Genomic DNA, 14,021 nt, shown 5'->3' with positions numbered 1-14,021 from the left:
CCTTTACTTTACATTATATATTGTCTGCAGAATTCATGTGTACAGCACCCATCCGGCCTCTTTCGAGTTCGGCTTTTACAAATTGAGCTGTATAACTATTCCTGCATTCTATTATATCCTCCATTTTCCCTTGGTAAAGCAACCAGCCACCGCCTGCTCCTCCCTCCGGTCCTATATCAATCAAATAATCCGCACAGCGGATCACATCCAAATTATGTTCGATCACTATCACCGTATTCCCTCTCTCTATCAGGCGATTAAGGATCCCCAACAAGACTCGTACATCTTCGAAATGTAAACCCGTAGTCGGTTCATCTAATACATAGAGTGTATTTCCCGTGTCGCGTTTACTCAGCTCGGCAGCTAATTTGACTCGCTGGCACTCTCCTCCCGATAAAGTCGAAGATGGCTGTCCCAATTTGATATAGCCCAAACCGACCTCCTGTAAAACGGAAAGCTTGGATAAAATATGAGGTACATGTTCGAAAAATTCGACAGCCTTATTGATAGTCATATCCAAAACATCCGCAATGGACTTTCCTTTGTAACGGACTTCGAGTGTCTCCCTATTGTATCGCTTCCCCCGGCATCCCTCACACGGAGCAAATACATCAGGCAAAAAATTCATTTCGATCGTCTTGTATCCATTACCTTTGCAAACCTCACAGCGTCCGCCTTTGACATTGAAAGAAAAACGCCCCGGCTTATATCCACGAGCTTTACTCTCGGGCAGACCGACAAAAAGAGCACGAATATCGGTAAACAATCCCGTATATGTGGCTGCATTGCTTCTAAGCGTCCGCCCGATAGGACTTTGGTCCACGGCTATTATCTTATCTATATGCTCTAACCCCTCTATGCGGTCGTAGGGCATCGGATCCTGCAAAGAGCGGTACAGTTTTTGGCTGATAGCAGGGAATAGAGTCTTATTGATCAATGTACTTTTCCCACTACCGGAGACCCCGGTAACACATATAAATACCCCCAGCGGAAAGATAACGTCTATATTCTGCAGGTTATTGCCTTTGGCTCCAAATAATTTTATCGTTTTCCCGTTGCCGTCTCTCCTGCCGATCGACTTTTCTATACGCTTTCGTCCACTTATATAATCGGCAGTCAGCGTATCAGCCTGCACCATCTCTTCGGGACTGCCGGCAAACACCACTTCACCACCATGTCTACCGGCTCGTGGTCCTAAGTCTATTACATAGTCGGCATGCATCATCATATCCTGATCATGCTCCACCACTACCACTGTATTGCCTATATCACGCAAATCCTGAAGCGAATGAATCAACCGAAGATTGTCCCTTTGGTGAAGACCGATACTCGGTTCATCCAATATGTACAAGACCTCGACCAGCTTGCTTCCTATCTGGGTAGCCAAACGAATCCGCTGACTTTCTCCTCCGGATAAGGATGCTGCGGCTCGATTCATCGTCAAGTACTCCAGCCCCACATCTTTAAGAAATCCTAAGCGTGTCCGTATCTCTTTCAGTATCTCTATAGAAATAGCTCGCTGCGTATCCGAGAGATGTTCATCCAAAGAATCTACCCATTCTATAAGAGTCTTGATGTCCATTGCATTCACTTCTGCAATGTCCTTGCCGGCCAAACGATAGGACAGAGCTTCTTTGTTCAGACGCTTGCCGGCACAGTCAGGACAAGTCGTAGTCTTGAGAAACTGATCTGCCCATTTCTGTGCAGTCGCCGAGGCATCGGATTCTTCTGCCTGCATCAGTATATACTTAGCCACACCGTCGAAAGTAAGAGCATATCTCGACTGTCCCAGTGCCTTGTTGTTGATCGTTAGCAACTCATCCGTACCATATAGAATATCTTCGATCAGCTCTTCCGGCAAATCGCGCAAAGGTGTTTTGATCGTCACGTCGTACTTTTCGCACAATGCCTCTATTTGCCAAAAGAAAAGATTGTTCTTGTATTTACCCAATGGCTCGATGCCACCTTCGTATATACTCTTCTCACGAAATGGAATGATCTTGTCCATATCCGGCAGATTCACTTCACCCAAGCCCTTGCAGCGCGGGCAATAGCCATGAGGGGAATTGAAACTGAAATTGTGCGGAGCCGGATCGCTATACGAAATTCCCGTATCAGGACACATCATCATCCGACTAAAATGTCCCACTTCGTTTTTTTCCGAATCCAACACCATCAGAAGCCCCTCGCCCTCACGCATAGCCAGTGCCAAGCTCTCCGCTATACGTTTGCTCTGATCCGGTGCCACGCGCAGCTTGTCGATCTGCACTTCGACATCATGCATCTTATAACGATCAAGCTTCATCCCGTGCAAAATCTCACGAATCTCACCATCCACGCGTACATGGAGATAGCCTTTCTTACGAAGCCTTTCGAACAGCTCCTTATAATGCCCCTTACGCGAGCGAACCACCGGAGCTAACAAAGCTATCTTTCGCCCATCGTACTTTTCCAAAATGAGGTGGAAGATTTGCTCTTCGGTGTACTTCACCATCTTCTTACCTCCGGCATAAGAATAAGCCTCCGCAGCACGGGCAAAAAGCAAACGAAAGAAGTCGTACACCTCCGTAACGGTACCAACGGTCGACCTCGGATTCCGATTGGTCGTCTTCTGTTCTATGGAAATGACCGGACTCAGCCCCTTTATCTCATCCACATCGGGGCGTTCCATGCCACCACCGAGGAAATTCCGGGCATAAGCCGAAAAAGTTTCTATGTACCGTCGCTGTCCTTCGGCAAAAAGCGTATCGAAAGCCAGTGAAGATTTTCCACTGCCGCTCATTCCCGTGATGACAGTAAGGCTATGACGCGGAATGCACACATCGATATTCTTCAGGTTGTGCACCCGTGCTCCATAGACTTCCACAGCATCGTGTAGAGCTATCTTGTCTTTTACGTTTATAACTGTATCGCGCATATATTTCCGACCACTTCCTCATACATTGCTCATGGTATTAGAACAATTGGAAAGGTCGATTCGTTTTTTGCTATCGTGGAAGGTTTCCCTCCAAGGGTGTTTCGTGTGCAGGTCGGAGGATATTGATATCCCCTTTTCGTTTGTATTTGATTCCGTCAGCCCCTTCCGCTTCAATTACGTAATAGTATACGCCCGTAGGCATCATCTTACCTCTATATTTACCGTCCCAACCTTCATCAGGATTGGTCCAGCGAAAAATCTGTTTTCCCCAACTATCGAATATGCGTCCGTCAAAACGAACGAGTGAAGAATGCTTTACCCTGAATACATCGTTCACACCCGGACTACCGTATGGGCTGAAAGCGTTAGGTATAGTCAGACTGGACTCTGCTACTTTGTAATAGTTTTCCAACAAAACCTCATCGGTACAAGTTCCCGTCCGATTCGTCGCCTGTAAGAGGATACTATACACGCCGGCCTGGCGGAATGTAAAGTCCGTAGTGGTTCCATTATAAACAAGAATGCTGTTTTCTGCCCCTTCCTCTGTCCGATAGATACGCCAGACAAAGTTTGCGGCCGAAGGCTCGTTGCCGTATGCAGCAAGCGTTACAGAGAAAGGAGCGGACACGAGAGAAGCATCTCCCTCTTCGGGCGTATTATCTCCTATTGCGCTCCCATCCTCCAGCTTGTCCACGAAAGCATACACCTCCACTTTCGGTGTCAGAAGTTCATCCGTGGCAATAGCAGTGAAAGGCAGCGACAGCTCCTTGGTAAAGCGATCGCCATGAATCGTATAGACAGCGTCTGCCAACGATGCCGACACCACAAGAGTTCGTTCGTCATCCGATGCTTCAACCTCAACTTCCTTCATGGAAGGCCGAAACAAACGAGCTTCGGCATCCCATTCCATATCCGAATAAGAAATCCGCACCCCCCGATCCAAGCGGCGGGGCACACCGTTAGGCTGATTATAAGGAATAGGCGGGATGGCTGCATCCACAGCTAAGTCCATCGAGATACAGGGAGACGTCTCAGAAGGTTTCCCCGTAACAGCAGAAACGGTCAGAGAATAGTCTGCATAGTTGCTTATCCAATAGTACTGAGGCAGTCTCCCATCACCGGAGATGAAATAACCACAGTTGAGTTGAGGAGCCGTAAGCGTCCACATACCATCCGAATAGGTAGCTGTAGTCACCTCTTCCGCTTCGATGGCTTTGGTCGTATAGCGATACAACTTTCCTGTACTCGTTCCGGCAAAACGCAGGGTGACAGATGCGGGATTCAGTGTATGCAGCATAAAAACCTGCAAGCGATTGGGAGAATCGTCCAGAGCTTTCATACTCGGTGCACCGACTATCTGTATCTGTGCCTTTGCTGTGCCGAAAGCCAACATGGAGAGCAAACACAGCTTTAGGAGTGTGCACAACTGATTATTTCCTTTCATCCGATTGTTTTTCTTTTTTATCCGGTCAATAATTTTCGTCAACGATTTTGCTTCGTGAGAGCGAATGGAAAGAAGGAAAAGGACGAGAGATACTCGGCTGACAGAGCATCAGTATTCCATTGTCTTGGCAAAGACAAAGTTCTTGAGCGACGTACAATCCGAAGAGTTCAGCGTTGCACTCGATCCTTCCCACTCCTTACTGCCATGACGGATGTAGATAATCTTGTCTCCGATTGTCTTCACGGAGTTCATATCATGAGTATTGACTACTGTGGTAATACCATGCTCTTGTGTAAGAGTATGTATAAGATCGTCTATGACGAGCGAAGTCTTCGGATCCAAACCGGAGTTAGGCTCGTCACAAAAGAGATACTTCGGCCCCAAAGCAATCGCACGGGCGATGGCAGCCCGTTTCATCATACCGCCACTAATTTCGCTGGGATACTTATGTCTGGCATCGGAGAGCCCCACCCGATGCAGTAGGTGCTTAGCCCTCTCGCGACGGACTGCCGGCTTATCGCTCGAAAACATATTCATCGGAAACATAACGTTCTCCATGACCGTCATACTGTCGAAGAGCGCAGAGCCCTGAAAGAGCATACCGACCTCACGACGCAGGATTTTCAGCTCACTCTCACTCATAACCGTAATATCTCGACCATCATACAATACCTCTCCCGATGTGGGAGCGATAAGCCCAATGATACACTTCAGCAGGACGGTCTTACCCGCTCCACTGCGTCCGATGATCAGATTGGTTTTGCCCGTCTCGAATGTCGCCGAGATATTGTTGAGTACTTTCTTATCTTCGAACTGCTTACTGACTTCTCTGACTTCGATCATAATACGTTAGTATAACATTTACGCAAGCAATAAATTAGTGAGGAGCAAATCCGCCACAAGCACCAATATACTGCACTGAACCACGGCATTGGTACTTGCTTTCCCCACCTGCAATGCTCCACCCTTCACTGTATAACCGTAGTAACCGGCCACGCTCGATATGATGAAAGCATAAGCCACCGACTTGATAATGGAGTAAAACACATTGTAAGGGGAAAAGAAAAGCTGCAAACCATACTCAAAGTCGCTCCGAGGCAGATTCGGCACCAGCGAACAGGCCAGATAACCACCGACAATACCCGTGGCCATACTGATTATACTTAGAACCGGAACGAAGAGCATGAATCCGATGATTTTAGGCAGGATCAGATAATTGGCCGAGTTCACACCCATCACTTCCATAGCATCGATCTGCTCTGTCACACGCATGGTTCCCAATTCGGAGGCAATACTTGATCCCACCTTACCGGCCAAAATGAGACACATAACCGTGGAAGAAAACTCCAACAGAATGATCTCACGTGTAGAATAACCGATCGTAAAGCGCGGAATGAGTGGAGAGGTCATATTCAGAGAAAGCTGGATGGTGATAACGGCTCCGATGAAGAACGAAATGATAATTACGATCCATACCGAATCGACTCCGAGCTTATCTATCTCCTTAATCAATTCCCTGAATGACATCCTCCACCTGTTAGGCAGAGAAAATGTCCGCTGCATCAATTTTGTATACTCTCCTATCTGTTGCAGAGTTTTATTGTTCATTCGCTTTGCTTTGGATTAGTCCTGACAAATATACGAGGTTTCGGACAAAACACTCCGAAAGCAAAGTCAGCCACATGACAATTACCATCTATCAAGCATGAAAGACAACCCCTTAACCATGTATCTTTCTGCTGACAGCTGCATTCATGTAAAATAGAACAAGCCCCTTGGTAAAGAGGTCAAAAGACATATCCCAAGAGGCTTTTTAGAGACAAGGTCAAGTGATCACGCTACAACAGATCGGCTATATCTGCACCTTATGACTGAATACCTGTCCGGAAGAGAGTCGCACCGAGACTATATAAATACCATTTCGCTTTAGTCCGTTAATATTTATATCCGAATAGATTTTATTATCAACGGTTTGCCGAAGTACCATCCTGCCAGCCAAGTCGAAAAGCAATACCTCAGACACCGGAGTTTCACTTTCGATCCTTATCTTCCCGGCCAAAGTATAGACATCCACTCCCTGTACAACTGTCGGAGAAATGAAAGAGGTTATAAGAGATTCTTTGCTCCTGAGCATTATTCCACCAACTTTCGCATAAAGAAGTTTGTCCCAAGGGCTATAGAAGAAAGTGTCAAATATCAGGCCTCCGTATATTTCATCTTCATACCACTCAAAGTCAAAGACAGATGCATCAGAGACACAGACTCTTGTCCGACCATCTACCCCAATAGGAGACCCAAAGACTTCACAAGCAATCTTGTTATCGTCCATCATGCATATATTTTGAACGATCGCATTCTGTATATCTCCGCCAACAGGTTGCCATTTTCCTTCAGCTGCTTTTCTGATCGCAAGGGTTCCACTCATAAGTTCTGTATATGAAGTAACAAGAGCTATTATATCACCTTCTTTATTCGAGCACATGGATGCAATAATCGAGTTACTCAATTCACTTTCCGATATATCGACGAACTCACCGTTCTGATAAGTAAAGATAGTCGTAGACATTGTGGTTTCATGCATCAATGCCAGATAGATGGTGCCACTATTCGTAGCCTCTGCAAAGCGACAGCTCATAGGAGTAGAGTCTTCATAGATAGAGTTGAACTCGAAATCATTTACACCTGATGCAAAGATGTGATGTGTAGTACCTATATAAGTCACCCCTGTCGAAGAGCGGAAGACGGTCATACCATGTTCATCTGTAGCCACGGGTGTTTTGAATATACATCTCCATTCGTTCTGCTCGTTTATATACAGTTGATACTCTTGATCCCGAGAAGAAGTCGTACATACATAAACTCTGCCGTATGCATCTGTCTGAATATCCGTAACTAACTTGTCATCAAAATACGGATCATGTTCCCACCATTGTGCATTATCTCCTAATGGACGATAGTATATACCTAATTGCTCAGAAGTATAATTTGCTCCCTGCTGAGTCCTTTTTGTCACGGTTACATAGACTGTTCCCTTTGAATCAATCCCCATACTGGGAATTATATACTTAACGTTAGGCTCATTACTGATAAAAGGAGGAACTATTTCTTCCCAAAAGCTCTGTGCATTTCCACCCAATACTCCTAACATCATTAAAGCCAGACACAGAATAATTTGTTGAACTGTTGTTTTCATTTCCTTTTCGATTATTAGTTTATTTATCATTTTATTTCATCCGCATCTTTCGGCTACAGATTTCCTTTCCATTTACAATCCATGAATACACAGAACAAATCTCTGAAATACATCATCATATGACACATGCCGAAAGGTAATAATTATATCAAAAACAACAAAATCACAAAAGAAATAAGACGGGAACAATACAACCGGGGTCGGATATCATCCGCCAGCTGTCTGAACGTGGTAGAAATATTTCCGCACCTCAAATGCTGCGATTGTGGCTCGTATTTTCGAGAAAAGTGGAGTGAGATTTTTTTCGTTTTGGCTCGAGATTTTTTCTTTTCCCGAGCCAAAAGAAAAACTTTTACGCGCCACGTTTTTGGGGGTGGCAAATCACCGTTTTTTCGGTTGTGTGACGTGTGCTGAAATAAAATTCACTCTCCGCGAGGTTTTGCCTGCGTTTTATGTTTTAGTTAGGTATGCTGTGAAAGTTGCGATGCCGTAGGCTGTTCCTTCATGATCAGAGGGCTGCACCGATGAGAAGGCAATGTGCAAATGCGTATTTCTTGTTCAGTAAAGTGATCGGGTACGTTTTGATTATTATTTTTGTGCCTCTCTTCACGATGAAGAATAAGGAATATCGGACAAACACTCATTGTACTATGGCCATCGCACCGAATCAAGCTACCCCTCAGATAGATCTGATCTACAAGATCGAAGACAAGCCTTCTTTCAAAGATGCTGTCTTTGCAGCTTTCCAACACCTCCTTGCCATCTTTGTGGCTATCATTACCCCCCCGCTTATCATTGCAGGAGCACTTAATCTGGATTTGGAGACTACTTCTTTCCTCGTCTCCATGGCTCTGTTCGCTTCGGGGGTATCCACCTTTATCCAATGTCGAAGGGTGGGGCCTTTGGGTGCCGGACTGCTGTGCGTGCAGGGTACGAGTTTTTCTTTTATCGGCCCTATTATCAGTGCCGGCTTGGCCGGCGGTCTGCCGCTTATATTCGGCTGTACGATAGCAGCAGCTCCGGTGGAGATGATCGTCAGCCGCAGCTTCCGTTATCTCAAGCGGATCATTACGCCCCTCGTTTCAGGAATCGTAGTCTTGCTGATCGGTCTGAGTCTGATCAAAGTGGGGATTATCTCATGTGGAGGTGGCAATGCGGCTATGAGCGATGGGACTTTCGGCAACTGGCAAAATCTCAGTATCGCTGCTCTCGTCCTGGTGAGCGTCCTCTTCTTCAATAAGAGCAAGAACAAATACATTCGTATGAGTTCTATCGTTCTCGGTCTGCTCGTCGGTTATGCTTTAGCTTACATCCTCGGTCGTGTGGATCTCTCCGGTATGGAGACGACGAAGATTGCGCTGTTGAATATCCCTGTCCCATTCAAATACGGCCTTAGCCTGAACATCTCGTCCTTTATCGCCATAGGGCTCATCTATCTTATTACAGCCATCGAAGCGACGGGGGATATTACTGCCAATTCGATGATTTCGGGCGAACCGGTGGAGGGCGATAAATACATCAAACGTGTATCGGGTGGGGTATTGGCCGATGGGTTCAATTCCCTCCTTGCCGGTGTATTCAATTCTTTTCCCAATTCTATTTTCGCCCAAAACAACGGGTTGATTCAGCTCACGGGCGTGGCCAGTCGTCGCGTGGGCTATTACATTGCCGCTATGCTCATCGTGCTTGGCTTGTTTCCGGGTATCGGTCTTATCTTTTCTCTGATGCCCGATCCCGTATTGGGAGGAGCCACGCTCTTGATGTTCGGGACGGTAGCAGCAGCGGGGATACGCATCATTGCAGCTCAGGAGATAGACCGCAAAGCCACGATGGTCTTGGCCATTAGTCTGTCGCTGGGCTTAGGTGTCGAGTTGATGCCGGACATCTTGCGCAACATATCTCCTGATCTGAGAGGGATCTTCTCTTCGGGAATCACCACCGGTGGTCTTGCAGCTATTATCTCTAATATACTTATCCGCGGCAAATAAAATGGGCGGACAGGTAGAAAACCCAATCATTGTCTTATGGAATTGCTCAAACAGAGGATTTTGCAGGATGGCAAGTGCTATCCGGGCGGTATATTGAAAGTCGATAGCTTCATCAATCACCAGATGGACTCGAAGCTGATGTACCAGGTGGCCGAAGAGTTTGCACGACTATTTGCCGACAGCGGAGTCAACAAGATCGTTACCATCGAAGCCAGCGGTATAGCCCCGGCTATCATGGTAGGTTATATTATGAATCTGCCCGTGGTCTTCGTGAAGAAAAAACAGCCCAAGACGATGGACAATATGCTGACTACTACGGTGCATTCCTTTACCAAAAGTCGGGACTACACCGTTTGTATCAGTCACGACTTTCTGACTGCCGACGATCGCATTCTGTTCATTGACGACTTTCTTGCCTATGGCAATGCAGCTCAAGGGATCATCGACTTGGCCGAACAGACAAGTGCTAAGATTGTCGGTATGGGCTTTATCATAGAAAAAGCCTTTCAGAATGGGAGAGCAGCCCTGCAAGAAAGAGGCATAAGAGTGGAGTCGCTCGCGATCATCCAAAGCCTCGACAACTGCTGTATAACCATCGCAAACGAAGACTAACTACACGTCAATCCCATACACATCCCGTCTGCCGGCACTCAGCGGGTGGGATGTTGCTTTTCCCTTCTCTTTTCTCCCGATAAAAGGCGTGCCGTTTTCCATTTCTCGGTCGGAAATCTCATCTTTTGTAGGCATATTATGAGTACTTTTGCCCGAAAGACAAACTACAAGGATGGAACCCTTCGTACATCTGCACGTACACTCCCAATTCTCTCTGCTTGACGGACAGGCCGCTATCAATGACTTGGTGGACAAAGCCATTGCTGACGGTATGCCCGGTATTGCTCTGACCGATCATGGAGCCATGTTCGGCATCAAGGAGTTTTACAACTATGTGGAGAAGAAGAATAGCGGGCACAATGCTACGCTGAAGGACTGCAGGCGTGAACTGGATCAGTTGAACGACTCGAAGAGTGCAGATCTGCTGACCGACGAAGAGCGCGATCGCATCGTCAAGCTACAACAGAAAATAGAGGAGACGAAAAGGCTCCTCTTCAAACCCATACTCGGCTGTGAGGCTTATTGCGCTCGACGTACACGCTTCGACAAGGACAGCCAAATTCCTGACCCGTACCATCCCAGACGTTCCATCGATGCCAGCGGTTGGCACTTGATCCTGCTGGCGAAGAACTTGCAGGGGTATAAGAATCTGATCAAAATGGTCAGCTATTCATGGACCGAAGGGCAGTATTATCGTCCGCGTATCGACAAGGAGTTGTTGCAGAAGTACCATGAAGGTATCATCGTGTCTTCGGCCTGTCTGGGCGGAGAGATCCCGCAACATATCATGGCCGGAGAGATCGGCAAAGCCGAGGAGTCTATTCTTTGGTTCAAGGAGATTTTTGGGGATGATTACTACTTGGAGATTCAGCGGCACGAGACGCACAATCCGCTCGGCAATCAGGATGTTTTCCCCCAGCAGCAGCGCGTAAACCGCGTGATACTCGAGCTTGCCAAGAAGTTGGGCGTCAAGGTAATTGCCACTAACGATGTCCATTTCTGCAATGAAGAAGATGCTGAGGCGCACGATCGTCTGATCTGCCTGAGTACGGGTAAGGATCTGGACGATCCGAACAGGATGCGTTATACCAAGCAGGAATGGATGAAGACAACGGCAGAAATGAATACCATTTTCGAGGATCTGCCGGAGACGCTGTCCAATACGTTGGAAATTCTTGACAAGGTAGAGTTCTACAGCATTGACAACAAGGCCCTGATGCCGGACTTTCCGATTCCGCCCGAGTTTAAGGATGATGACGACTACCTGCGCTTCCTTACCTACGAGGGAGCCAGACGCAAGTATGGAGAGGATCTTTCCAACGAGATAAAAGAGCGTATCGACTTTGAGTTGGAAACGATCAAAGGAATGGGGTTCCCCGGCTATTTCCTCATCGTACAGGATTTCATCGCTGCCGCGCGCGGTATGGGCGTCTCTGTCGGACCCGGCCGAGGATCAGCTGCGGGATCGGCTGTAGCCTACTGTCTGGGCATCACGGACATTGATCCGATCAAATACCATCTGCTTTTCGAGCGTTTCCTCAATCCCGATCGTATCTCCATGCCTGATATCGATGTCGACTTCGATGATGACGGGCGTGCCGAAATACTTCGTTGGGTGACGGAAAAATACGGCAAAGAACGTGTGGCCCATATCATCACCTATGGTACAATGGCCACAAAGAGTTCCATTAAGGATGTGGCTCGCGTACAGAGGTTGCCCTTGCCCGAAAGCAATCGTTTGGCTAAGCTCGTACCGGACAAGATTCCCGGAGAGAAGAAAGTCAATCTGAAAAAAGCAATAGAATTTGTTCCCGAACTCAAGCAAGCATCGCTAAGCTCCGACAAGGTAATGCGCGACACCCTGAAATACGCCCAAATGCTGGAAGGAAATGTGCGCAATACGGGTGTGCATGCCTGCGGCATCATCATCGGGAAAACAGACATCAGCGATATCGTTCCGGTCAGTACGGCTCCGGACAAAGACACGAAGGAGGAACTGCTGGTCACCCAATACGAAGGTTCTGTCATCGAGCAGACGGGGCTGATCAAAATGGACTTCCTAGGGCTGAAAACGCTCTCCATCATCAAGGAAGCTCTGGCCAACATCAAGCGACGCCATGGCATCAACTTGAATATAGACACGATCCCGCTCGACGATCCCCTTACGTATAAGCTATACAGCGATGGACGTACCATAGGTACTTTCCAATTCGAATCCGGTGGGATGCAAAAGTATCTTCGGGAGCTGCAGCCCTCTGCATTCGAGGACTTGATAGCGATGAACGCGCTCTATCGTCCCGGACCGATGGACTATATCCCATCGTTTATCGCGCGTAAGCATGGGCGTGAACCTATCTATTACGACCTGCCGGAGATGGAGCAGTATCTCAAAGAGACATACGGCGTGACGGTGTACCAGGAGCAGGTCATGCTTCTGAGTCGTAAGCTCGCCGATTTTACCCGAGGCCAGAGCGATGAGCTTCGAAAGGCTATGGGTAAAAAGCTCATCGAGAAGATGAACGTCCTCAAGGTGAAGTTCCTCGAAGGGGGAGCCCGAAATGGACATCCCAAAGATGTGCTGGAGAAGATTTGGGCGGACTGGGAGAAGTTTGCCAGCTACGCTTTCAACAAGAGTCATGCCACCTGCTACAGTTGGGTAGCCTATCAAACGGCCTATCTGAAAGCGAACTATCCGGCTGAATACATGGCCGGGGCCTTGAGTCGCAACTTGAACAACATCACAGAAATCACTAAACTCATGGATGAGTGCAAATCCATGAAGATCGGCGTATTGGTGCCTGACGTGAACGAGTCCGAAATGAAATTCTCGGTGAATGCCGATGGAGACATCCGATTCGGTCTCAGTGCTGTGAAAGGTGTAGGATCAGGAGCCGTGGAGCAGATCATTGCCGAGCGTGAAGCCAACGGATTTTATAAGGATATCTTCGATTTTGTGGAGCGGATCAATCTCTCCGCTTGCAACCGTAAGACGATGGAGAGCTTGGCGTTGGCTGGTGCTTTCGACAGCTTCGGTCTGTCGCGAGAGGAATATATGGCTCCTCCTCTGACGGGTAAGGAGGAGTCGTACATACAAGCACTGATGCGCTATGGCTCCGTGGTGCAGGAGGAAAAGCACAGCCAGAGTAATTCTCTCTTTGGAGAGGAAGAAGATATGATGATCCCTCGTCCACAACCGTCTCCCACAGAACCGTGGAACGACTTGGAGAGACTCAATAAAGAACGTGAACTTGTGGGGCTCTACCTTAGCTCCAATCCTATGGCTCAGTATCAAGTGATCCTCGACCACTATTGCAATACGCATGCAACAGACTTGGCCGATCTGGAGTCCCTGGTAGGGAAAAATCTGATTATGGCCGGTATCGTAACCAAGGCATTTCAGGGCATATCCCGCTCGAACAATCCATATTCGAAGATTACGCTGGAGGATTTGTCCGGTACCGGCGAAATACCTCTTTTCGGACAGTCGCATGTGAATTTCGGCAATTATTGCAAGGAAGGCCTCTATCTCCTCATTCGGGCATCCGTCCAGCCTCATAAGTGGAAACAAGGTGAGTTGGAATTGACTGTAAACACGATAGAACTGCTTCCGCAAGTGGCCGATACTTTGATCAAAAAGATGACCATCTTGCTGCCGGCATCGAAGATCGACAATGAACTGATCGAAACGCTATCGGACGAATTGACAAACAATTCGGGAAAAACGATGTTATTTATCAAAGTGTACGACCATACGGAAACTTTCGACGTCGAGCTGGCACAACATAAATCGCTGATCAAAGTATCCCCCGAACTGGTGAATCGATTGAAGGCTTGCGAGATTAATTTTGCACTTGAATAGACCAATCA

The 14,021-nt window shown here is 47.4% G+C and carries 10 protein-coding genes; 3 read left to right on the top strand and 7 right to left on the bottom strand.

Annotated features, from left to right (window positions below; genetic code table 11):
• Positions 1 to 13: 13 nt before the first annotated feature.
• From uvrA to HQ50_RS10635, 6 genes are all read right to left on the bottom strand, one after another.
• Positions 14 to 2,917, bottom strand: coding sequence for an excinuclease ABC subunit UvrA (gene uvrA / locus HQ50_RS03660; RefSeq protein WP_039428311.1), 2,904 nt, complete (start codon positions 2,915 to 2,917; stop codon positions 14 to 16).
• 70 nt (positions 2,918 to 2,987) lie between these two features.
• Complete coding sequence (locus HQ50_RS03655; RefSeq protein WP_039428308.1) at positions 2,988 to 4,361, bottom strand: gliding motility-associated C-terminal domain-containing protein; 1,374 nt, start codon at positions 4,359 to 4,361, stop codon at positions 2,988 to 2,990.
• Positions 4,362 to 4,469: 108 nt separating this feature from the next.
• Positions 4,470 to 5,204: an ABC transporter ATP-binding protein gene (locus tag HQ50_RS03650; RefSeq protein WP_018965390.1), complete on the bottom strand. Its 735-nt coding sequence runs from the start codon at positions 5,202 to 5,204 to the stop codon at positions 4,470 to 4,472.
• 18 nt (positions 5,205 to 5,222) lie between these two features.
• A complete protein-coding gene (locus tag HQ50_RS03645) occupies positions 5,223 to 5,969 on the bottom strand; it encodes an ABC transporter permease (protein WP_018965389.1) in 747 nt (248 codons plus the stop codon).
• Between the two features lie 244 nt (positions 5,970 to 6,213).
• Positions 6,214 to 7,554: a T9SS type A sorting domain-containing protein gene (locus tag HQ50_RS03640; protein ID WP_039428639.1), complete on the bottom strand. Its 1,341-nt coding sequence runs from the start codon at positions 7,552 to 7,554 to the stop codon at positions 6,214 to 6,216.
• Positions 7,555 to 7,697: 143 nt separating this feature from the next.
• Positions 7,698 to 7,895, bottom strand: coding sequence for a DUF1661 domain-containing protein (locus tag HQ50_RS10635; RefSeq protein ID WP_230587865.1), 198 nt, complete (start codon positions 7,893 to 7,895; stop codon positions 7,698 to 7,700).
• Between the two features lie 309 nt (positions 7,896 to 8,204).
• Between HQ50_RS10635 and HQ50_RS03635 the strand changes: the two genes are divergently transcribed.
• Entirely contained in the window at positions 8,205 to 9,542 is a 1,338-nt protein-coding gene (locus HQ50_RS03635; RefSeq protein ID WP_039420414.1) for a nucleobase:cation symporter-2 family protein, read from the top strand.
• Between the two features lie 36 nt (positions 9,543 to 9,578).
• Positions 9,579 to 10,154 (top strand): xanthine phosphoribosyltransferase, encoded by a 576-nt coding sequence (gene xpt, locus HQ50_RS03630; protein WP_018965387.1) that lies wholly within the window; start codon positions 9,579 to 9,581, stop codon positions 10,152 to 10,154.
• Here the strand turns inward: xpt and HQ50_RS12365 are convergent, their stop codons facing one another.
• Positions 10,155 to 10,289 carry a hypothetical protein gene (locus HQ50_RS12365; RefSeq protein WP_018965386.1) on the bottom strand — a complete coding sequence of 45 codons (135 nt, stop codon included), beginning with the start codon at positions 10,287 to 10,289 and terminating at the stop codon, positions 10,155 to 10,157.
• Between the two features lie 37 nt (positions 10,290 to 10,326).
• On the opposite strand from HQ50_RS12365, the gene dnaE reads away from it, so the two are divergent.
• Positions 10,327 to 14,013 (top strand): DNA polymerase III subunit alpha, encoded by a 3,687-nt coding sequence (gene dnaE / locus HQ50_RS03625; RefSeq protein WP_039428306.1) that lies wholly within the window; start codon positions 10,327 to 10,329, stop codon positions 14,011 to 14,013.
• The last annotated feature ends 8 nt before the right edge of the window (positions 14,014 to 14,021 follow it).

The sequence above is a fragment of the Porphyromonas sp. COT-052 OH4946 genome, assembly GCF_000765965.1.
In the GTDB taxonomy this organism is placed as follows: domain Bacteria; phylum Bacteroidota; class Bacteroidia; order Bacteroidales; family Porphyromonadaceae; genus Porphyromonas; species Porphyromonas gulae.
Note: the sequence above shows the minus strand (reverse complement) of the source record. Positions and strands in the feature narration are given on the sequence as shown.